This is a genomic window from Micromonospora sp. CPCC 205558, assembly GCF_036902955.1.
In the GTDB taxonomy this organism is placed as follows: Bacteria; Actinomycetota; Actinomycetes; order Mycobacteriales; family Micromonosporaceae; genus Micromonospora.
Map to the genome: position 1 here is coordinate 396,718 of NZ_JBAKHR010000001.1, position 20,674 is coordinate 417,391.

At 70.2% G+C, this 20,674-nt stretch carries 17 protein-coding genes and 1 pseudogene; 8 read left to right on the forward strand and 10 right to left on the reverse strand.

What is annotated here, in order from left to right; translation table 11 throughout:
* Nucleotides 1–32: 32 nt before the first annotated feature.
* Entirely contained in the window at nt 33–1,730 is a 1,698-nt protein-coding gene (locus V6U86_RS01705) for a cellulose binding domain-containing protein (RefSeq protein ID WP_334497584.1), read from the reverse strand.
* A gap of 315 nt (nt 1,731–2,045) precedes the next feature.
* On the opposite strand from V6U86_RS01705, the gene V6U86_RS01710 reads away from it, so the two are divergent.
* From V6U86_RS01710 to V6U86_RS01730, 5 genes are all read left to right on the forward strand, one after another.
* Nucleotides 2,046–4,334, forward strand: coding sequence for an LLM class flavin-dependent oxidoreductase (locus V6U86_RS01710; RefSeq protein ID WP_334497586.1), 2,289 nt, complete (start codon nt 2,046–2,048; stop codon nt 4,332–4,334).
* 84 nt (nt 4,335–4,418) lie between these two features.
* Nucleotides 4,419–5,303, forward strand: a complete 885-nt coding sequence (locus tag V6U86_RS01715) for a pyridoxal-phosphate dependent enzyme (protein WP_334497588.1) — start codon at nt 4,419–4,421, stop codon at nt 5,301–5,303.
* A 187-nt stretch (nt 5,304–5,490) separates the two neighbouring features.
* Complete coding sequence (locus V6U86_RS01720) at nt 5,491–6,681, forward strand: MFS transporter (protein WP_334497590.1); 1,191 nt, start codon at nt 5,491–5,493, stop codon at nt 6,679–6,681.
* Between the two features lie 62 nt (nt 6,682–6,743).
* Nucleotides 6,744–7,373 carry a VOC family protein gene (locus V6U86_RS01725; RefSeq protein WP_334497592.1) on the forward strand — a complete coding sequence of 210 codons (630 nt, stop codon included), beginning with the start codon at nt 6,744–6,746 and terminating at the stop codon, nt 7,371–7,373.
* Between the two features lie 153 nt (nt 7,374–7,526).
* A complete protein-coding gene (locus V6U86_RS01730) occupies nt 7,527–7,901 on the forward strand; it encodes an aldo/keto reductase (protein WP_334497594.1) in 375 nt (124 codons plus the stop codon).
* Between the two features lie 15 nt (nt 7,902–7,916).
* Here the strand turns inward: V6U86_RS01730 and V6U86_RS01735 are convergent, their stop codons facing one another.
* Nucleotides 7,917–8,744 (reverse strand): GNAT family N-acetyltransferase, encoded by an 828-nt coding sequence (locus V6U86_RS01735; RefSeq protein ID WP_334497596.1) that lies wholly within the window; start codon nt 8,742–8,744, stop codon nt 7,917–7,919.
* Between the two features lie 7 nt (nt 8,745–8,751).
* Nucleotides 8,752–10,329: a helix-turn-helix transcriptional regulator gene (locus V6U86_RS01740; protein WP_334497598.1), complete on the reverse strand. Its 1,578-nt coding sequence runs from the start codon at nt 10,327–10,329 to the stop codon at nt 8,752–8,754.
* 198 nt (nt 10,330–10,527) lie between these two features.
* On the opposite strand from V6U86_RS01740, the gene V6U86_RS01745 reads away from it, so the two are divergent.
* Nucleotides 10,528–10,788, forward strand: coding sequence for a hypothetical protein (locus V6U86_RS01745; protein ID WP_334497600.1), 261 nt, complete (start codon nt 10,528–10,530; stop codon nt 10,786–10,788).
* Between the two features lie 13 nt (nt 10,789–10,801).
* Nucleotides 10,802–11,926, forward strand: a complete 1,125-nt coding sequence (locus tag V6U86_RS01750) for a cupin domain-containing protein (protein ID WP_334497602.1) — start codon at nt 10,802–10,804, stop codon at nt 11,924–11,926.
* Nucleotides 11,927–11,978: 52 nt separating this feature from the next.
* On the opposite strand, the gene V6U86_RS01755 is transcribed toward V6U86_RS01750, so the two are convergent.
* The 5 genes from V6U86_RS01755 to V6U86_RS01775 all read right to left on the reverse strand — a co-directional run bounded on the left by V6U86_RS01755 (nt 11,979) and on the right by V6U86_RS01775 (nt 18,012).
* Entirely contained in the window at nt 11,979–13,445 is a 1,467-nt protein-coding gene (locus V6U86_RS01755; protein WP_334497604.1) for a PepSY-associated TM helix domain-containing protein, read from the reverse strand.
* Between the two features lie 163 nt (nt 13,446–13,608).
* Nucleotides 13,609–14,166, reverse strand: a complete 558-nt coding sequence (locus V6U86_RS01760; RefSeq protein ID WP_334497606.1) for a copper resistance CopC family protein — start codon at nt 14,164–14,166, stop codon at nt 13,609–13,611.
* Nucleotides 14,163–15,371 (reverse strand): Dyp-type peroxidase, encoded by a 1,209-nt coding sequence (locus V6U86_RS01765; protein WP_334497608.1) that lies wholly within the window; start codon nt 15,369–15,371, stop codon nt 14,163–14,165. The genes V6U86_RS01760 and V6U86_RS01765 overlap by 4 nt, the downstream gene beginning before the upstream one ends.
* A gap of 23 nt (nt 15,372–15,394) precedes the next feature.
* Complete coding sequence (locus V6U86_RS01770; RefSeq protein WP_334497610.1) at nt 15,395–15,997, reverse strand: copper chaperone PCu(A)C; 603 nt, start codon at nt 15,995–15,997, stop codon at nt 15,395–15,397.
* A gap of 65 nt (nt 15,998–16,062) precedes the next feature.
* Nucleotides 16,063–18,012, reverse strand: coding sequence for a copper resistance CopC family protein (locus tag V6U86_RS01775; RefSeq protein WP_334497612.1), 1,950 nt, complete (start codon nt 18,010–18,012; stop codon nt 16,063–16,065).
* 214 nt (nt 18,013–18,226) lie between these two features.
* On the opposite strand from V6U86_RS01775, the gene V6U86_RS01780 reads away from it, so the two are divergent.
* The gene (locus V6U86_RS01780; protein WP_334497614.1) at nt 18,227–19,213 is read left to right on the forward strand and encodes a zinc-dependent alcohol dehydrogenase family protein; all 987 of its coding nucleotides are present in this window, start codon (nt 18,227–18,229) and stop codon (nt 19,211–19,213) included.
* Nucleotides 19,214–19,422: 209 nt separating this feature from the next.
* On the opposite strand, the gene V6U86_RS01785 is transcribed toward V6U86_RS01780, so the two are convergent.
* Together V6U86_RS01785 and V6U86_RS01790 are read right to left on the reverse strand one after the other, a co-directional pair.
* Complete coding sequence (locus V6U86_RS01785) at nt 19,423–20,001, reverse strand: HD domain-containing protein (protein WP_334497616.1); 579 nt, start codon at nt 19,999–20,001, stop codon at nt 19,423–19,425.
* Nucleotides 19,998–20,663: pseudogene (locus V6U86_RS01790) on the reverse strand (transcriptional regulator); the annotation flags it as partial. The pseudogene V6U86_RS01790 and the gene V6U86_RS01785, both read right to left, overlap by 4 nt.
* Between the last annotated feature and the right edge of the window lie 11 nt (nt 20,664–20,674).

Below are 20,674 nucleotides of genomic sequence, written 5' to 3' on the forward strand. Positions count from 1 at the left end.
CGCGACGATCACGTTCGGGTCGGATCGGTTGCTCAGAGGGTGAACACGAGGGTGGAGATACTGCGCGCGCCGACGTTGATGGTGGCCTGATCGCCGTTCACTGTGGTCGGTTGGCTGGCCGCGTTGGCGTTCTGCGAGGTGAGGTAGTGCTCGGCCCGGCTGACGTTCTGCGGGGCCTGGATCACGGCGTTGTTGACCGCGTTGTTGGAGCGGTTGAGGATCACCAGGGTGATCTTTCCGTCCCCCTGGTAGGCGGTCACCTCCAGCGGGGAGGCCTTGGAGCTCTTCGTCAGGGCGACCCGCTGGTAGCCGGGGCGGACGTACTTCGCGTACTGCGAGAAGGCGTACCCGCGCTTGAGCGGAGCGCCCGCGACGGTGCCGAACGCCGACTCGCCGTCACCGATGAAGGAGTAGTAGCGCTTGCCGTACCACCAGATGTAGGCGTTCCAGTTGGCCTCCATCGACTTGTGCACGGTGCGCATGATGTCGTCGAGGGTCTCGTTCCAGACCGCCGCGTTGGCGGGGTTGCCCCAGATGTTGGAGCCGCCACCGTCGGCGGCGTGCAGGTTCCACTCGGTCATCCACACCGGCTTGTTGTGCTGCTCGGCCAGGGAGTACGGCCGCAGCCGGCCCGACTCCTCGGTGCCGTACAGGTGCCCGCCGATGTAGCCGATGTTGTTGCGGGCGGTCGCGTCGTTGAGGGTCGGGTCGGTGAAGTTGTAGTTCATGTTCACCGCCTCGGCGACCATCAGCTTGGTGTTCTGCACCCTGCTGCCCTGGTCGCGGACGAAGGTGCGTAGCTCGGTACCGCTCCAGTCCATCGAGTCGTAGTCCGGGTGCCAGTCGGGCTCGTTCTGCACCGAGGTCACGTCGATGGTCACGCCCTGGCCACGCATGTACTGCACGTAGCTGTTCAGGTGGTTGGCGTAGTCGTCGTAGTAGTCGGTCTTCAACTTGCCGCCGTTGACCCGACTGTTGTTGGTCTTCCAGGCCGCCGGCGCGGTCCACGGCGAGGCGAGGATCTTCACGTTCGACCCGTACGACTTCGCCGTCTTCAACGAGTTCACGTGCGTCGCCCACTCACTGGAGACCGGTGACAGGCCGGTCCGCACGATGGACAACCCCAACTGGTTGGCGCCCATCCCTACCAGTGTCTGGGTGTCCGTCGTCGACCAGGCGCTGCCCCAGATGGACTGCGCGGCCCCGAAGCCGTCGACGGTCTGGTACCTGGTCGCGCTGTTCACCGTGATGTCCGCCGGCCCGTTCGGCGGCGGGGTCGTCGGCGGTGGGTCCGTCGGCGGGGGAGTCGTTTCCGTGCCGCCGGTGCAGCCCACCCCGTTCAACGCGAAGTTGGTCGGGTCGGGGTTGCTGCCAGCCCACGAGCCGTTGAAACCGAACGAGACCGTGCCGTTGGTTGGGATGGCACCGTTGTAGCTGACGTTCTTGGCGGTGACGGCTGCGCCGCTCTGGGTGAGCGTCGTGTTCCAGGCCTGGGTGACTGTCTGACCGGCACCGTAGGACCAGGTCAACGTCCAACTCGTTACGGCATCACCAAGATTGGTGATGGTGACGTTGGCGCCGAATCCTCCCTGCCACTGCGATGACACGCTGTAGTTGACCGAGCAGCCGGCGGCTGCGGCGCCTGCCGGCACCGCCACGGCGACCGCTGTCGATGCCAGCAGGACGGCGCCGGCCGACACCAGGGCGGCGTTGGTCACTCTTCTTCTCACGAGACTCCTCCTGAGGTGGTGGTGGCATCCACGCCTAGGGAGGGCTCGGCTTCTGGCGAGATTCAGCGATGGGTGGGCAGCGAGGGGATTGGGAGCGCTCCCAGGTGCTTGATTCCAGAAAGCTAATTCGTCCAACGATGATTGTCAATGTGGTCGTGCGGGGAGTCGCCGTGCCGCCACCGGCCGCAGGCACCGCGTGTCCGCCACGGTGTGGGCGGCAGCCCAGGAATGAGTGGCTGCGAAGACCTGTTGTCATACAAACGATAGGCGAAATACATGACAGGTTGATCAAACGATCGCGTGGATGGTGAAGCAATGTCTGACTACGGGCATGAACTCCGGTTCGGGTCGTTCCTGACGCCCAGCGTGCACGACCCGGATCAGGTGGTGGCGCTGGCCGAGCTGACCGAGACGGCAGGGCTGGACCTGGTCACCTTCCAGGACCACCCCTACAACGCGGAGTTCCTCGACACCTGGACCCTGCTGAGCTGGGTGGCCGCCCGCACGCAACGGCTACGGATCTCGGGGAACGTCCTCAGTCTGCCGCTGCGTCCGCCGGCCGTGCTGGCCCGGGCCGCGGCGAGCCTGGACCGGTTGTCGCACGGACGGTTCGACCTGGGCCTCGGCGCTGGAGCCTTCTGGGATGGGATCGAGGGCATGGGAGCCCGGCGGCTGACCGCTGGCCAGGGGGTCGCGGCCCTGCGGGAGGCGATCGACGTCATGCGCGGCGTCTGGGACGACACCGCCGACGGGCCGCTGCGACGCGACGGTGAGTACTACCCGATTCCCGGCATGCAACGCGGCCCGAAGCCGGCACATGACATCGACATCTGGCTCGGCGCGTACCAGCCGAAGATGTTGGCCCTGACCGGCCAGAAGGCCAACGGCTGGCTCCCCACGCTGGAATACCTGCGATCTCCGGACCGGGTGACCGCCAACCGGCTCATCGACGAGGCTGCCGTCGCCGCGGGGCGCGAGCCTCGGGAGATCCGACGTCTGCTCAACCTCTTCACTGTCGACGTCTCGTCGCGCAGCCGCGGTTTCCTTCAGGGGCCTGTCGAGCAGTGGGTCGAGCAGCTCCTTCCGCTGGTCCTCGACGAGGGGTTCAGCACCTTCCTGATCGGCCGCGACGACCCACACCTCATCCAGACCCTCGGGCAGGAGATCGCCCCCGCGCTGCGGGAGGCGGTCGCCAAGGAGCGCACGGGAGGCGGGGCCGGCACCGGACGGGTCCGCACCACCGTCGCGCTGGCCGAGCGACACCCGGGCCTCGACTACGACGCGCTGCCCACGTCGCTGGCCGCCAGGTCCGTCGAGCCCGGTGACCCGGAGTACGAGTCGGTCCGCCACACCTACAGCCGGTCCGGATCACCGGCCCTGGTGATCCGCCCGCAGAACGCCGCCGAGGTGGTCGACGCCGTGTCGTACGCCCGCACCCAGGATGTCCCCCTGGCGGTGCGCAGCGGCGGGCACGGCATCAGCGGCCGGTCGACGAACGACGGGGGAGTCGTCATCGACATGTCGAGGATGAACAAGGTCGAGGTGCTCGACCGGGCGACCCGTCGGGTGCGGCTGGAGCCGGGTGCCCGGTGGGGCGACGTGGCCCAAGCGCTACAGCCGTACGGCCTGGCCATGAGCTCGGGCGACTACGGAGACGTGGGCGTCGGTGGTCTCGCCACCACCGCCGGCGTCGGATACCTGGCGCGCAAGCACGGCCTGACCATCGACCACGTCGTCGCCGCCGAGATCGTCACCGCTGATGGCCGCCTGCTCCGCGTCGACGAGGAGCATCACCCCGACCTGTTCTGGGCCGTCCGTGGCGCCGGTGGAAACTTCGGTGTGGTCACCGCGCTCGAGCTGGAGGCGTACGAGGTCGGAAACGTGGTCTACGCCCAGCTGGTCGTGGACGCGACCGACACCGCCAGACTGCTGGGCCGGTGGGGCCAGCTCGTCGAGGCCGCGCCACGGGAGCTGACGAGTTTCCTCTCGCTCTTTCCCGGCCGGCGCGGCAACCCTCCGGCAGCGCAGGTCACCCTCGTCTACGCCGGTGACGACGTCGAGGCGGCGCAGTCGGCCCTGAGCCCGTTCCTGGAGATCGGGCCGATCCTCGATCAGCAGGCGCAGCTCGTGCCGTACCCGGCGATCGTCGTGCCGCCGGGCAACCAGCATCGGGGGCAGGGGTTGGAGGACACCCGCAGCGGCCTGCTGCACCACGTCACACCGCAGGCGGCCGACCTGATGGAAAACATGATCCATTCCGGCGATGTGATGATCATGCAGCTCCGGTCCGTCGGCGGCGCGGTCAACGACGTCGCCCGCGACGCCACCGCCTACCCGCACCGGGAGCAGAACTTTTCGGTGCTCGCCGCCACGATCCCGGATCGCCGACCCCAGCTCGACAAGCTCTGGGCCGAGCTGTACGCGCATCTCGACGGCCTGTATCTCAGCTTCGAGAGCGACACCGATCCGGCTCGACTGCTGGATGCCTGGCCCGAGCCCACCCTCGGTCGGCTGCGCGCCATCAAGGCCACGTACGACCCGGACAACGTCTTCAACCGGAACTTTCCGATCCCACCGGCGACACCGGCTGGGCCGGTCGTCTAGACGGCGCCGGACAGGTAATCGCGGCGACGCTGCGGTTCGAACCTCTGCATGTCGCGCAGAGCTGCGGAGTGCTTAGCTGAACGGATGATCACACCCGTTCCCCTCGGTACGTGGCCGACACCGCTGGAGGCCGCGCCCCGGCTCGCCGCCCAACTGGGGCTGGCCGAGCTCTGGTTCAAGCGCGACGACCTCTCCGGCCTTGGTGGGGGCGGCAACAAGATCCGCAAGCTGCGGTACACCTGCGCGCAGGCAATCGCTGTCGGCGCCACCACGGTCATCACCTCGGGGGCGCCGCAGAGCAACCACGCCCGGCTCACCGCGGCCGCCGCCGCGCGGCTCGGCCTCTCCTGCGTGCTTGTGCTCGCCGGCTCGCCCCCGGAGCGTAGGCGCGGCAACCTGCTGCTGGACGAGTTCGCCGGCGCGGAGATCGTCTGGAGCGGCGACCGTCCGCTCGCCGAGGTGGTGGCGGTCGAGGCGGAACGGCGATCGGCGTACCTCATCCCGTTCGGCGGCACCTCACCCGCGTCGATCCAGGGTTACGTGGACTGCGGTCGGGAGCTGCGGGCCCAGCTGCCGACCAGCGACGGGGTCGAGGTCGTGACGGCGCTCGGCTCCGGCGGGACGATGGCCGGCCTGGTGCGGGAGTTGGGCGCGGAGCGGGTGATCGGCGTGGACGTCGGTGCCCTGCCAGATCCGCGGGCGACCGTCGCCGGGCTGCTCGGCGGCGAGGTCGAGCCGGACGCGCTGCGCATCGACGGCACGCAGGTGGGCGCGGGGTACGGCACGCTGACCGACGCCGTCCGGTCCGCGCTGGAGGTGACCGCGCGTGCCGAGGGGGTCTTCCTGGACCCGACGTACACCGGTCGGGCGATGGCGGCGCTGCTGGCCGGCAGTTTCCCGCGCGGCGACCGGGTCGTCTTTCTGCACAGCGGTGGGTTGCCGGGCCTCTTCGGCCACCCCGAGCTGTAGGGGTGTCGGCGGCGGTGCCCTCCGGCGGGATCGCGCTGGGCCGTGGCATGGCGAGTCTCCCGGCGACCGGTCAGGACACCGAGGGCTGACCTGGCATGTACCAGCGCCAACCGGGTACGCCGCGGTGGCCCCGGGGGCCGGCGGAACGCCCAGGCTGACCGCTCTCACACAGCCGAGGAGCACCGACATGCCTATCGCGGGGCGGGCTCGACTCTCGCCGTCGGCCTCCCTGGTGCTGCTGGCGTCGATCCTGGTGTCGTTCCTGGCAGCTTCGGCGGCCCCGACCCCGCTCTACGGTGTCTACCAGGAACGCTGGCACTTCTCGTCGGTCACGACCACGGTGATCTTCGCTGTCTACGCGCTCGCGGTGCTGGGCTCGCTGCTCACCTTCGGCAAGTTGTCCGACCACGTCGGTCGGCGGCCGGTGCTGGCCGTCGCGATCGCGGTGCAGATTCTCGCGCTGGTCGTCTTCATCTTCGCCAACGGTGTTGCGTCCCTGCTGGTCGCCCGCCTCGTGCAGGGGTTGGCGGCCGGTGCCGCCACCGGCGCGGTGGGTGCCGCCATGCTCGACATCGACCGTTCCCGAGGCACGCTGGCGAACTCCCTCGCCCCTGGTATCGGCACCGGAAGCGGCGCCCTGCTCTCGGCGCTGCTCATCCAGTACCTGCCCGCCCCGACGCGACTGGTGTACGTCGTGCTGCTGGTGATCCTGCTGATCCAGATCGTCGGCGTCGCGCTGATGCCGGAGACGGTCACACCCATGGCCGGCGCCCGAGGCAGCCTGCGACCGGACATCGCGCTGCCCCGCTCGGTGCGCCGGCCGGTCCTGGCCGTCGTCCCGGTGCTCTTCGCGGTCTGGGCACTGGCCGGGTTCTTCGGCGCGCTCGGCCCGGCGCTCGTCCGCAGTCTGATGAACACGTCGGTCGTGATCGGCGGTCTGGTCCTCTTCGTCTTCGCCGTCTTCGGGTCGATCGCCGTCGTGGTGCAGCGCAACACCGCCGCGCGGACCGTGATTCTGACCGGGATCGTCGCGCTCATCCTGGGCATGATCGTCACGTTGGTGTCGGTCATGGCGGAGTCCATCCCGGGCTTCTTCGTCGGCCTCGCCTTCGGGGGCGTCGGTTTCGGCAGCGGTTTTCAGGGCAGCCTCAAGGCGGTCATGCCGCTGGTCGAGGCGCACCAACGCTCCAGCGTGCTGTCCGTGCTCTACATCGTCTGCTACATCGGCTTCGGTCTGCCCACGGTGATCGCCGGCTTCCTCGTGGTCTACGCCGGCGGCCTGCCGCAGACCACCGACGAGTACTCCGTCGCCGTCATCATCCTCGCCCTGGTCGCCCTGCTGGGGGTGCGCCGGGCCGCCAGGATGACGCCGAGCTGATGCGGATGGCCTGCACCGAGCATTGACGCAAGCAGTACCTGATGATCAGGAAGGGGACAGCGATGAGCCCGAAGGTTGCCCACGGTGACGCGAGTGCGGCGTCGAGGATCGAGAGCCTCGACGTCAAGCTTGAGGTGATCGTCATCCCGGTCTCGGATGTCGAGCGGGCGAAGTCGTTCTACCAACGGTTGGGGTGGCGGCTCGACCAGACCCCGCCCGGCATCGTCCAGTTGACGCCGCACGGCTCCGGGTGCTCCGTACAGTTCGGTCCCGGCCTCACCTCGGCGGCCCCCGGCTCGGCCACGGCGTACCTGATCGTGTCCGACGTCGAGGCGGCCCACGACACCCTCGTCGCCGCCGGTGTCGAGGTCGGCGACGTCTTCCACGCCAGCCCGGACGGCCCGGTCGCCGGCCCGGACCCGGAGCGGCGTAGCTACTTCTCCCGCGCCACGCTGCGCGACCCGGACGGCAACACCTGGTTGCTGCAGGAGATCACGACCAGGCTTCCCGGGCGCATCGAAGGTGGCCTGACGTCGTTCGGCTCCGCGAGCGACCTGGCGAGCGCGCTGCGGCGCGCGGCCGCCGCGCACGGCGAGCACGAGAAGCGCACCGGCGAGCGGGACGACAACTGGCCCGACTGGTACGCGGCGTACATGGTGAGCGAGCAGTCGGGGGCCAAGCCCCCCGAGTGAACCACCTGCCCCTTGTCTACCGATCGACGTGCTGCCGGTGACGGGTGGCCGCCCGCGTTCCCGCCGATCTGCGGCGCGGCATCGTGCGCTGACCGCTGCGGTCAGCGCAGTCCGCGGATGAGGTTGTCGACCAGGGTGCGGGCGAAGTCCTCGGTGAGCGGCAGGAGCGGCCACTGGTCGGCCGACCGTGAGCTGCCCGGCACGGACTTCCGGGCGAACAGCCCACGGTTCCAGGGCGAGCACCTGACCGCCAACCTGCGACTCGTGGACGCGCTCGGTCGGGTCGCCCAGCGCCTGGGGGCGACCACGAGCCAGGTGGCGATCGCCTGGGTCGCGGCACAGGGCGAACAGATCGTGCCGTTGGTCGGGGCGCGCCGGCGGGACCGGCTGACCGAGTGGCTGGCGGCAGCCGACCTGCTGCTCGACCAGGACGCGTTGGACGAGATCGAGCGTGCCGTGCCGGCCGGCGCCGCCTCCGGCCAGCGGTACGCGACGGCGATGATGGCCGCCCTCGACAGCGAGAAGTGACCCGATGGGGCGGGTTCAGGACGCTGCTCGCCAGACCCAGTTGCGACGTTCGTAGAGCGGCACCAGCCCGGCGCGGCGCAGGTTGTTCAGCGACGGGTTCTGCTGACCGGGAGCGGGCTTGCCGGTCTCGGCGAACAGCCACCGGCATCCCGCCTCGGCGGCGGCCCGTGCGCGGGCGGCGATCAGCGCCGACTGTGCCCCGAGGCCGCGGTGACCGGAGGCCGTCGCGGCGGCGTTGAGCGACGCGGCCTCGCCGTGCAGGAACAGGTTGCCCCCCGCGACCAGCTCACCGTCGTCCCAGGCCGCGTACGGTCGCCACGCGGGCTGGCCGACCGTCGCGGTCAGCATGTCGGTGAGCGCACCGGTCGGCATGCCGAACCCGGTGAGCACCACATCGGCCCAGCGCCGCGCCTCGGCGGCCGGCACCGGGCCGACGCGCAAGCGGGTCTGCGTGGCAGCGACGTCCTCGGGTCGGGCGGCGAGCTTGACCCAGGTGGTTCCCGGCGTAAGCCCACGGGCGGCGGCGATCTCGTCGAAGCCCGCCGGCAGCACGGACGCAACGAGCTGGAGGACAGCCTGGTGGACGCCGTGCTCCCGGTAGAAGTCGAGGACGCGATCCAGGGTCTGCACGGTGAACGGCTCGGTGGTGCCGAAGCCGAGGGCCTTGCTCCAGTACCCGCCGGTGGGATCGTTGCGCATGGCGAGGGCGACGCCGCCGCCGATGCGGGTGGTCGCGATCCCGAGATCGGTGTACGTGGGCCCGGGCACCTGTGACTCGTAGGAGTGCATGAATTCGCACTCCACGGCTTCGGCGAGCGGGGTCAGGTCGGCTGGCGTGGTCACCGGCCGATTATCGTCTGGTCCTCTCCCAGGCCCGCACCAGCTGCATCCGGTTGTGGATGCCCAGCTTGTGGTATATGGACCGGAGCTGGGTGTCCACGGTGTGGAAGGAGACGAAAAGGCTCCTGGCCGCCTCCTTCTTCGTGGCGCCGGCGGCGAGCATCTCCGCCACCCGTTCCTCGGCGGGGGTGAGCGCGTCGATGCCCCCGCTCACCGGCTGGTCGATCGATGGCTGGTGCCGCAGAGTGGCGGCGAGGTCGGCGCAGCGCCGGTCGGCAATCGCCTGGTCGCCGGGGGCGCCGATCCGGGCGTAGAGGGCGGCCGCCTCGTGCGCGGCGTCGCGCGCCTCCCCGCAGCGCAGCCGAGGGCTGTTCGCGAGGTCGAGCAGCGCGTCGGCCAGCGCCGGTCGGGCGGCGGTGGTGCGCAGCCGGTCGACCGCCGAGCGGAGCGCGTCCGGGTCGCCGTCGCGTAACCCTCGGCTCTGGTCGGCCAGCGCGTGCCACAGCGGCACCGGCGTACGGGTGGACACCAGCTCGACGAGTTCGGTGACCCGGTTGGCGGCCCGGGTGTCGCCGGCGGCCACCGCCGCGCGGACCAGTCGGGGGCCGAAGTGCGGCACCGGCAAGAGCGGTCGGACCGACCGGTGCAGGTCGGCGACGACCCTGGTGAGCAGGCCCGTCGGCGCGCTGAGGGCGGGGTCGCGAACCGCCACGCAGAACGCGAGGCTCCACATCGTACGGTCCGGCCAGCGCTCCTCGGTGACGCAGGTGCGGAGGATGGCGCGTGCGTCGTCGTGCTCGCCACGGCGATAGCGGACCTCGCCGATCACCGCGACCAACAGGGCACGCACCTCCTCACTGATCTCCGCCGCGCCGGAGCTGAGCGTCGTGACGGCCAGCGCGGCCGCCTCGGGCAGCTCTCCCACGGCCACCATGCGCAGGCACTCCAGCGCGGTCAGCCCGGTGAGCGGAACGTCGGCCTCGGGCGCCTGTCGGGTCGCGGTCCGCGCGTCCTGGTGCCGGCCCAGGCCGAGCTGTACGAGGATCCGTTCGGCCCGGATGGACGGGGCGTCGGCCCGTGCCGCCCAGGAGTCCGGGTCCAGGGCCGCCAACACGGCCTGGGCGCCCGGCAGATCGCCGTGTGCGAGCGAGCGGGCGGCCCGGCCGAGGGCGAGGTGCCGGGCGGACGACTGGTCACCCGACTCCGCGTGTGCGGTGCCCGCCTCGCGGAGCAGGGCATCGGTGTCCGGATGTCCTGTGCGGGCCGCGATCGTGGCGACCAGGGCGACAACGGTGCTGCGGCTGCGGACGTCCAGCCGGAGCTTGAGCGCCTCCCGCAGACCGGCGAGGGCGATCGTCGGCTGCTCCAGTGCCACGGTCTGCGCCAGCCGACCGAGCAGGAGAGCACGGTGGCGCTCGCCGCTACGACTCGTCGCGATCTCCGCCGCCAGGAGGTGGAGCGCCTCCATCCCGCGTCCGGCCGGCCGGAGCTGATCCGCGGTGGCGAAGAGCCGGTGCCGAAGTTGCTCGACGTCGGCGGCGATGTCGTCGGCCGGGGGCATTCCGGCGGTGAAGGGTGACTCGGACAATGGCGTTCTCCCCGGTTGCTACCAGGCGCGTCGAAATGCCGTCCTGCGACCGAGCCTAACCATGGCGGCAGGTGCGGGCGACCGGATCGACGAACCGGCGGGACTGCGCGGATTGGGCGTGAGCGTCCGGTTTCTGGGGTGCGGTAATGGCGCGATCGCGTGATGCGACGGTGGGTGTGCGGCGTCGATCATCAGATCATGGCCCCGCTCACCGAACTTCCCGGTCTGCACCGGCTCCGGGTCGTACTGCTGATGTTGATCCTCTTCGCCGGCACCGGGGCGGGTGGGCACGCTCCGGCGTGGACCCGGCTGGTGCTGACGGCGACCGCGGCGGCGATTCCGGTGGCAATCGCGGTCCAGTACGGCTGGCCCGGGGTGCGTGCCCTGCTGTGGATCTCGTCCCGGCTACGGCTGCGGAGCGGATCCGTTCCCGCACCCAAGCCGATCCAACCCGAGTGAGGAGACAGCGATCATGGCGAACAGCGATCCCGAGCCGCGGCGCGGCGACCAGGGCTCCGCGCCCTTCGCGGGCCGTAACGTGGAGCTTGAGCGGCAGAACCCGGACCTTCTGGTTCCGCCGACGACCGACAGCCGGCTGGTGCCCAACCTCAAATTTTCGTTCTCGCAGGCGCACACCCGGGTGGAGAAGGGCGGCTGGACCCGGGAGGTGACCAGCCGCGACCTCCCGGTCGCCAGTCAGTTGGCCGGTGTCCAGTTCGGTCTCGAGCCGGGCGCGTACCGGGAGATCCACTGGCACCAGCAGTCTGAGTGGGCGTACATGCTCAGCGGCAGTTGCCGGATCAGCGCCGTCGACCACGAGGGACGCAACTTCATCGAGGACGTGAAGGCGGGCGACCTGTGGTTCTTTCCGCAGGGTGTGCCGCACAATATCCAGGCGTTGGAGGACGGCGCGCAGTTCCTGCTGGTCTTCGACGACGGCGCGTTCTCGGAGAACAACACGTTCCTGCTCAGCGACTTCTTCGCACACACCCCTCGGCACGTCCTGGCCAAGAACTTCGGCTGGACGCTGGAACAGATGGAGAACCTGCCCGAGCGGGAGAAGTACATCTTCCAGGGCGACGTCCCACCGCCGCTGCAACAGGACCGGGTGGTCAGCCCGACCGGCGACATCCCGCGAAGCTTCAAGCACCGGATGCTCGCGCAGACCCCGCAGCGTTTCCGGGGCGGAACGGTCCGGATCACCGACTCGACCAACTTCGCCGCCTCGGTGACCACCTCCGCGGCCCTGGTGGAGGTCGAGCCGGGCGGGATGCGCGAGTTGCACTGGCACCCCACCACCGACGAGTGGCAGTACTACATTTCGGGCACCGGGCGGATGGGCGTCTTCGCCGCGCAGGCCGCCGCTCGGACGTTCGACTTCCAGGCCGGCGACGTGGGTTACGTCCCCTTCGCCTACGGTCACTACATCGAGAACACCGGTGATGAGCCGCTGGTGTTCCTGGAGATGTTCCGCCATCCCCGGTTCGAGGACATCTCGGTGATGCAGTGGATGGCCAACACGCCCCACGAGGTCATCGCCGACACGATCAACGTGCAGAAGTCGATCGTCGACAGCCTGCCGAACCCAAACAGGTAGTGCTCTGAGCGACACGGCCGTCCGTCGGGGGACGGACCGCCGGACCGGTGGGTCAGCTCCCCGCGGGTGCCGGAGAGGTGGGAGTTGCGCCAGGTCGTCGGCGTCGAGACACCGCCCCCGCCACGACGTCGATGACGAGGAAGGCGAGCAGGGTGAGCCCGAACAGGGGCAGCGCCCAGCCGATCGCCACGGTCACCGGTACGCCGATCAGCAGCGCCCAGAGCGGCAGGCCGCGTACGCCGCCGCGGGCTGGTGGGGTGCCGGCGATCGCCCGGTGGTCGGCGCGGGTGGGTCGGCGTTGCCACCACATGCGGTAGCCCCAGAAGATGACGCAGAGCAGGCCGAGGGCGAGCGCGGCGAGCAGGATCTGGTTGGCCAGGCCGAAGAGGATCCCCATGTGGGCCTGGATGCCGAGGCCGCTCAGTTTGGCAAGCAGGGGCCAGTCGGCGAAGTCGCTGCGGGCGGTGACCGTGTCGGAGGCCGGGTCGACGGCGATACGGTCCTTGTTGACCGGCCAGGTGTTGTCGACCTGCGTGACGGTCCAGGCGGAGCCCGGCTCCGGCGCGGGGGTGATCTCGACCGGACCGGAGAGGCCCGCGCCGCGAGCGACCGCCAGGACCCGGTCGAAGGCCGCCGACTCGACGACCCCGCCCGCCCCGGCGGCACCGTGCTCGTGACCCCCGCCGGTCTCGGCCGGGGCGGTGGGGCCGACGGTGAGGCTGGTGGAGATCTCCGGAGTGCGGGCGCTCAGCGCGTCGAGGCCGGCGGCGAAGTTCGCGCCGGCGTAGCGGGACCAGGTCAGGCCGGTGACCGAGAGGAAGAGGAGGCCGACGGTGAGCCAGATGCCGGTGGTGGCGTGCCATCCTCGGGTACGGCGGACACCCTTACCGGTGGACAGGTCCGGCACGAGCAGATGCCGGGCGGCGGCTCGGGCGGCACTGCGTCGACGCCACCAGAGGATGACCCCGCCGAGTGCCATCACCCACAGCCAGCTCGCGGCCAGCTCGGAGTAGTGCTCGCCCACCGTGCCGAGGTGCAGGTGACGGTGCAGGTCGTCCAGCCAGGTGGCGGCCGGCGTGGAACCGAACCAGGTGGTGAGCTGCCCCTGGGGCTCAGCGGTGTACGGGTCGATGTAGACGGTGTGCTGGTTCTCGCCCAGCTCGGGCAGGGAGAACACCACCTTGGTGGTCTGGTCGCCGGCCCCGGGTTGCACTGTGGTGATGCTGCCGTCGGGGTGCGCGTTGCGCGCGGCACCGATCTGCTCGGCCAGCGGCAGCTGACGCTCACCCACCTGGGCGACGGTCAGCTGGTCGCCGTAGAGGACCGTGTCGAGTTGCGGTGTGGTGGTGTAGGCCAGGCCGGTCAGTGCGGCGACCACCAGGAACGGGGCGACGAGGATGCCGGCGTAGAAGTGCAGCCGCAGCAGCAGCGCGCCGAACGGTGACGCGCGCCGGGCCGGTTTGTTCGCGGTGGAGGCAGGTTCCGGCGTCGACGTGCCGGGCAATTCGGTGAGAGACATGGTGATCCGATCGGAAGAGTCGGGATGCACCGAAAGGTGTTTCCCGTACTGGTCTGGTCGCCCGGTGTGGTGTCGCGTCGGCCTGACTGGTAGTCGGGGGAGAGACGCCCGTGGTTCCCAGGGGATGTGGAAGATCGGGCCCCCGACGTCAGGGCTGGTCGGATCAGCGTCGGGCCGCCCGTCGCCACAGCAGCCCAGCCGTCGCCAGCACGAGGAGGGCCAGCGCGGCACCCGCGACGAGTAAGCCAGCGCTCGGGCCGCCGTCGGGTTCCATGGCGGCGGACGGGACGGGCGCTGATGCGCCGACGGTGACAACCGGTGCGGCGCTGGACGTGGGATCGGCCACCGTGAACGGATACGACCCCTGAACCGGGTGCCCGTCAACGGAGACGACCCGGTAGGCGACCGTGTATGTGCCGTTCGGCAGTGTCTCGGTCACCTGGACCGTGCTCGTCGCTCCGGTGACCACCGGTTCGCCAATGGGCAGCTTCCGCCTGGCGGCATCGGTGAGCACGACCGTGGTGAATGTCGGATCGAGCCGCTGCATGAATTCGAGCGTGACCTCGGTCGGTGCGCTCGGCAGGGTCGCGTCCCGAGCGGGCGTGGCGGTCCGGAGCGAGTTGTGCGCCCAGGCCGGGCCGGCCGGGATGAGCACCGCCACGAGGACGGCGAGCACCGCCGCGCCGAGCCGGACGGCGGTGGGACGGGACGGGACGGTCATCCGAGCACCTGCTCGCCGATCCAACCGCCCGGTCGGCAACCGGGCGGGATGGCGAAGACGGCGGAGCCGATCGGTGTGGTCCACTCGTTGAGCAGGTCCCGGTCGGCCAGCCGGCGCTGGATGGGCAGGAACTGTCGGGCGATGTCGGCCTGGTACGAGGCGAAGATCAAGCCGCTGTCGGCGTGACCCGCCGCCGTCGGCACGCCGTCGTAGTTGTACGGCCGGCGAAGGATCTTCAATCGATCGTCGGTGACGTGGGCGCGGGTCAGATGCGAGAAGTCGGGAATGACGGTGAGGCCGTCCGGTCCTGTGGCGGCGAAGTCGGGTTCGTCGTGTTCGGCGGTGCCGGTGAGCGGGGCACCGGTGTCGAGCCGCCGGCCGACAGCGAGTTCGCGGTCGGTCCGGCCGAGCAGGTCCCAGGTCTCCATGTTCATGCTGATCCGCCGGAGCACCAGCGTGGTGCTGTCGCGCAGCCACGCCGGCCCGTCCGGCACCCAGAGCGCGGTGTCCAACGGGGTGCCCGGTCGGGGGTTGGCGGTGCCGTCGAGCTGACCGAAGAGGTTGCGTTGGGTGTGGCCGCCCGGCTCGACGCCGGGGCTGCGCCGGAAGCCCTGCTGGACCCACCGGACGGTGGCGAACGGTCGGCTGTCCTTGAGCAGGACCCGTTGGGTGTGGGCGACGGTGATCGCGTCGTCGGCGCAGATCTGGAGCAGCAGGTCGCCGCCGGACCACACCGGCTGAAGCCTGTCGATGCGGAACGACGGCAGGTCGGTGACCGAGGTCGGCCGCCGGCCGTCGACGCCGGCCGCCCGGTAGAGGCCGGGCCCGAAGCCGAAGGTAACGGTCAACCGTGCGGGCAGCATCCCGAGTTCGGCCTCGGTGTCGGCCAGCGCGGGTTGGCCCTGGGTGAGGCGGGCGGCGTCATCGGTGAGCAGCCGTAGCATTCTGCCCAGCGCGGCCCGGTCGGTGCCGGACCGCAGCGTGAGTGCCACGAATGACGCGTGCGCCTGCGGTTCGGTGGCCACCCCGGCCTGCCGGGCGCCGTGGAACGGCTCGACCAGGCTGCCGACGCTCGCCACCGGCGTGGTGTCGCCCGCGGCAGGTGGTTGCCCGCTGCCGGGATGAGTCGTGGCGATGGCGGCACCGCCGGCGAGGGCTCCTCCGGCGGCCAGGGCGCCGCCGGTGAGCAGGCCACGCCTGCTCACCGGCCGCACAGGTGGCGGCTGCGTCACGATGCCGGGCTCATGCTCATCTCCGGCGTGGCGCTCATGCCCGGCATGGGCTGGCCGTGCCCGGGGGCGTAGCTCTCCTGCGCGCCGGTGAACGGTTTGGCCACGGCCCGGAACTGCTGGGTCCTGCCGTCGGCGAAGGTCAGGGTGAAGGCCAACTCGTCGCCGGCCTGGACGGGCTTGGTGAGGTTCATCAGCATGAGGTGGTCGCCACCGGGCTCCAAGGCGTGCGTGCTCCTGGCCTTGATCACGATGCCGCCCTGCTTGGCCTGCATGACCATCTTGCCGTCCTTCATGGTCATCTCGTGCAGCTCCATCGGCGACAGGGGGGTCGTGGCACCGGTCACCGTGACATCGCTGTCGCCATCGTTGACCAGGGTCCCGAAGGCCGCCGTCATGCCCTTGTCGGCCGCCTTCACCCACGGGTCACGAATGCCGAGCACACCAGTGTCCGGGTTGGCCGGGGCCGACGCGGACGGGCCCACCTGCGCGGTCGACGGAGAGTCGGACGACCCGCACCCGGCGGCGCCCACCGTCAGGATCGCGGCGGCGAGGATCGCGGCCGAGCGGCGGCGTGCAGCGTTTGGGCTGGTGGTGCGCATGTGTTCTTCCTCCGATGGTTGCTGCTGGGAGGTTGGTCGGCCGCAGCACGGAGAAAGTTCCGGAGTCAGGGAACGTTGATCGTGAACTCCCCGGTGTGCACCTTGCCGGCGACCTGGAAGTCGAGGAAGGCCCGGTACCGGCCTGAACTCGGCGCGGTCAGCCAGAACTTGACCGTCCCGTCGACCAACTCCGGCTCGGGGTGGACGTGCACGTAGCCGAGGTCGCCCTCACGAACGACCACAAGGTGCCCGTACGCGCCCAGGTATCGCTCCAGCTGCGCGGGCGTAGCCGTGTCGGCGCTGTTGATCTGGAAGTGGATCGGCGACGTCAGCCCCACGGTCGGGGTGCCGGTCATCGACACCGCGTACGGACCGGCTGTGGCCTGCGCCTGTGGCGGCGGCAGCGCGGTCGGGGTGTGCGCACCGGGCACGGTGTGGTCGACGCCCAGCACGAGAGGCAACTGCGTGCCGTTGGCCGCAGTGACGGAGAAGTCGGCGTAGACGCGGTAGCCGCCGGGTCGGGCCAGCGTCAGGGAGACGCTCCAGGTGCCGTCGGGTGCCATCGTCGGGTGCAGGTGCTGGTAGCCGGTCAGGTCGCGGCCCACCACGATCAGGTGCAACGGCTTGTCGTGAACGACAGCGAAGCGCGTCGCCGGCTGCCGGTCGGTGCCGACGATGCGGAAGCGGTAGTCGGCGCGTACCCCGGCGGGTTGGGTTCGTTCCAGCGGTTGCAGCGTGTAGCCGGCGGCGCTGACGGTCGTCCCGGTGGCGAGCGTCTCGCCTGTTCCGCTGTCGCCCCGGTGCGTGTGCGGCCCGGTGCCCGCCGGGTGTTGGTGTCCGTCGGCCGCGGACACCGCCGGGCCGGAGTCGGTCGGACCGCCCGCCGGCTGTCGGGCGGTGTTGGCCGCCGGGCCGTTGTCGCCGCTGATGCGCGCCAACCCGAAGCCGCCGAGCAGGGCGAGCACCAGGGCACCGACGAACAGCGCCAGGCCGGTGTTGCTCAGCCGGGACCCGGGCGTCGCGGTGGCGAGGTCCCGGTCCTGCGTACCGCTGCCGGTCGCCGCGTCGGTCCCACCTGCGCCGGTCCCGCCATCGACGGCTCTCCCGCCAGTCTTGGCAACGAGGGTCCTGGCACCGGCGGTCTTGGTGCCGGTGGCCTTGGTGCTGGCGATCTTGGTGCTGGAGGTCCTGGTCCCGGGACGGGTGCCGGCGCCGCGTCGAGCGGATGGCGCCGGCGAGGTGCGGTTCCGGCCGACGGGTCGGCCAGTGGGGGCCATTCGCCGACGCCAGACGACGAATCCGGCTGCCGCGACCGCCACCGCGACCACGGTCAGGCCGGTCCACGCGACCGCTCCGGGGCCGCTCTCATCAGTCGATTCGGTCGGCGCAGCCGCAGCCGCTGCCGCGGTTGGCGGAATCGCCGTCTCGGCCGCGGTTGTCGGCACTGCCGAGACCTGCCCGGACGACCCGTGTTGCTCGGCGGTGGCCAACAGCGCCGGATCCGGCTGGGTCGTCGGCGGACTCCATCCCTTGGGCGCCGCCGTCACCGGCCCGGCGTAGCGGAAGGTCAAGGTCCCGCGTATGGGGTCGCCGTCCGAGGCGACCGACAGGTAGCTCACCGAGTACTCACCCTTGGCCGGCAGGTGCGCGACCGCCACCGTCGCGGGGAACCCGGTCGTGTACTCGCGTGGCTCGAACTGGCCGTTGACCAGGAAATACTCGCGCACCGGCTTGTCCAGCGGCTTCGGCTCCCCGTACGACCAGCCATTGTCGACCCGGATGCCACCCGGCGCGGTGACCGTGAAGAACGCGTTGGCCGCCGCCTTCTCGGTGAAGAACAGCTGCACCGACGTCAACGGTTCGCGCACCGTGGCGCCGCCCGCCGGCGTGGACATCGCGAGGGTCCCGTGAGCTGCGGCGGGCTGAGCGGACGCGAGGAGAGCGACCGCCGACGCGAGGAGGAGCGCGAGGAGGCCCGCGACCATCCGACCAGGAATCTGAGGGTGACGACGCATCTGAATATCCTGACTGTGCGCAGACTTTTTACAAGAGGTGACGAACTTTTTCCTCACATGGCAAAAGCTGACCAGCCAGGCGGTCGATATCCGGGTGGTCGGCGGCGTCGGCCGAAAGTTCCGACGGATGCGGGTCATCAAGGAACCGTCCCGGCCGACAATCCGGTCGGATAGCGTCCACGTGACGTCTCGATCACGAAGGGCGGTGGTTGCCATGCGGGCTGCGGTGCTGCGGGAGTTCGACGTTCCGCTGACGGTCGAGGAGATCGGCGACCCCGCCCCTGGCCCCGGTCAGGTGCTGGTCCGGGTCGTCGCCAGCGGGGTCAACCCGCTCGACACGAAGATCCAGGCAGGGAAGGCTGCACACGCGCGTGTCCAGCTACCCGCGGTGCTCGGCATGGACCTCGCCGGTGTGGTCGCGGCGGTCGACGCGGAGGTGACCGGATTTGGCCCGGGAGACGAGGTGTACGGGCTGTGCGGGGGAGTCGGTGACCTGCAGGGCTCGTTGGCCGGGTACACCGCAGTGGACGCCCGGTTGCTGGCTCACAAGCCGCCCAACCTCTCGATGCGGGAGGCTGCCGCGCTGCCGTTGGCGGCGATCACCTCCTGGGAAGGGCTGGTCGACCGGGCCGGGGTCCACGCCGGGCAGAAGGTACTGGTGCACGGCGGTGCCGGCGGTGTCGGGTACGTGGGCGTGCAACTCGCCCGGGCGCGAGGCGCCGAGGTCTACGCCACGGGTCGGCCGGCGAACCTGCGGGTGATCGAGAGCCTGGGCGCCGTGCCGATCGACTACACCGCGAGCACCGTCGACGAGTACGTCGAGAGGCACACCGGCGGTGAGGGGTTCGACATCATCGTCGACAACGTCGGTGGCACGACCCTCGACGCCTCGTTCGCGGCGGTCCGCACCTACCACGGGCACGTCGTCAGCGCGCTGGGCTGGGGCGCACACTCGCTCGCCCCGCTGTCGTTCCGGGGCGCCACCTACTCCGGCGTGTTCACCCTGCTGCCGATGCTCACCGGGCGGGGCCGCGAACACCACGGTGCCATCCTGCGCGAGATCGCGGCGCTGGCCGAAGCCGGTGCGCTGCGTCCCCGACTAGACGCGCGCCGGTTCACGCTCGACACGGTCATGGACGCCCACCGCCTGGTCGCCGACGGCACCGCCAACGGCAAGGTCATCGTGGACATCGCCGACTGAGCAGAGCTGTTCGTTCACACCGAACAGGTCGGCTGCCAGATGGCCAAACTCAGCACCAAGATCATGCCGTCCGTAGACCGTCTAACGTAGGCCGGTGGTGGCAACCGATGACCAACCATGACTAATCCGGTCCAGGCCAAGGCGTGTGTCGTTCAGTTCGGATGCTTATGCCTGGCAGGAGCATCAATACAACGCCAAGTGTTGAACGCTTACTCCTGCGGTGGGGGAGTGAGCCAGGCCAGGGGTTGTCCGTTGAGGGCGGCGTCGGCGAGGCGGTGGGCGCTGGCGGTCTTGAGCGCGGCTCGTGAGCTGTCGATCCAGCGCTGCACGTTGTCGACGCCTTGGTGGCGGTACTCGACGGCTTGGACGAGGCATTCGAGCTTGTCGGCGTCGCGGGCGACGATGGCTTCCAGTGTCTCGCCAGCTTCGTATTCGGCGACGGCGGCGGTGATGACGTCGGCGACGGCCGGTGGGCAGGCGGCGACCTGGTCGGCGGTGACGGCGGTGTTGGGTACGGCGGTGAGGTAGCGCTTGGCGATGTGCGGGATGTCGGTGATGCGGGTTTCCTGGGTGTCGTGCAGGGTGCAGAACATCGACACTCGGGCTGGGTCGGCGCCCTCCATGGCGGCGAGCATCATTCCGATGAGCGCCGTTCGGAAGGAGTGTTCGGCGATGGACTCGGGTTGCTTGACGCCGGCGAACCACCAGCCGGTTCGGGCGGCGCGTTTGAGGACACCGGCTTCGAAGATGAAGTTCATCGCTCCGGCGGCGTCGTGGTCGTCGGTCATTTGCCCGTCCCTGTGCCGGTGAGTCCGTCCGCCCGCAGGCTGTAGACGATAGAGGTTAGTTCCTGCCGCGACTGCGCGGAGATCCGGTCACTGTCCAGGAGCGGGGCGCTGCGGTCGAGGAGCGCCCGAGTCGTAGCGGGGTTGTCGAGAGCGAGACCGCGTCGTGCGGCCAGTAGGGCCCAGACGTTGTGGATGTTGAGGTCGACGAAGGGATGCCCTGGATCGAGGCGATGGACCAGGTGCCGAAGAAGCATTGAGCCATGCCAGTCGGCGAGCGTTTCGGGCATGAAAGAGTCGTCGCGGTGGCGGTACGGGATCTCGCCCACCCAGTAGGCCGAGTAGTTGAGAGCCGCTCGCTGGCAGGCGTCATCGGGGTGTGCGAGAGCGATGAAGTCTCGTAACGGTTCCGGGTCGCCCTGGTTGGCGAGGGACGTGACGACGGAACGGGCGTCGGGCCACAGCGGTGACCAGGTGCGAAAGGTGATCGTGCGGCGTGCTCGGGCGGTGGTCTGGGTGAGCCAACCTGCTGCTGCCTTGGTGGGGTCCATGCCGGCGAGGAAGCAGGCTTGCCGGTGCAACAGCACGTTCCGATGCTGTCCGGCTGCGGCGCGGTCGGCGAGCACGTGTAGGTGAGCGAAACGCAGGCCATCCCGCCTGCCATCGACCCAGGCAA

Excerpts from the sequence above, each read along its gene's own strand:
- V6U86_RS01710 (WP_334497586.1), top strand. The coding sequence starts at position 2,046 with ATGTCTGACTACGGGCATGAACTCCGGTTCGGGTCGTTCCTGACGCCC.
- V6U86_RS01715 (WP_334497588.1), top strand. The coding sequence starts at position 4,419 with ATGATCACACCCGTTCCCCTCGGTACGTGGCCGACACCGCTGGAGGCC.
- V6U86_RS01720 (WP_334497590.1), top strand. The coding sequence starts at position 5,491 with ATGCCTATCGCGGGGCGGGCTCGACTCTCGCCGTCGGCCTCCCTGGTG.
- V6U86_RS01725 (WP_334497592.1), top strand. The coding sequence starts at position 6,744 with ATGAGCCCGAAGGTTGCCCACGGTGACGCGAGTGCGGCGTCGAGGATC.
- V6U86_RS01745 (WP_334497600.1), top strand. The coding sequence starts at position 10,528 with ATGGCCCCGCTCACCGAACTTCCCGGTCTGCACCGGCTCCGGGTCGTA.
- V6U86_RS01750 (WP_334497602.1), top strand. The coding sequence starts at position 10,802 with ATGGCGAACAGCGATCCCGAGCCGCGGCGCGGCGACCAGGGCTCCGCG.
- V6U86_RS01755 (WP_334497604.1), bottom strand. The coding sequence starts at position 13,445 with ATGTCTCTCACCGAATTGCCCGGCACGTCGACGCCGGAACCTGCCTCC.
- V6U86_RS01760 (WP_334497606.1), bottom strand. The coding sequence starts at position 14,166 with ATGACCGTCCCGTCCCGTCCCACCGCCGTCCGGCTCGGCGCGGCGGTG.
- V6U86_RS01770 (WP_334497610.1), bottom strand. The coding sequence starts at position 15,997 with ATGCGCACCACCAGCCCAAACGCTGCACGCCGCCGCTCGGCCGCGATC.
- V6U86_RS01775 (WP_334497612.1), bottom strand. The coding sequence starts at position 18,012 with ATGCGTCGTCACCCTCAGATTCCTGGTCGGATGGTCGCGGGCCTCCTC.
- V6U86_RS01780 (WP_334497614.1), top strand. The coding sequence starts at position 18,227 with ATGCGGGCTGCGGTGCTGCGGGAGTTCGACGTTCCGCTGACGGTCGAG.
- V6U86_RS01785 (WP_334497616.1), bottom strand. The coding sequence starts at position 20,001 with ATGACCGACGACCACGACGCCGCCGGAGCGATGAACTTCATCTTCGAA.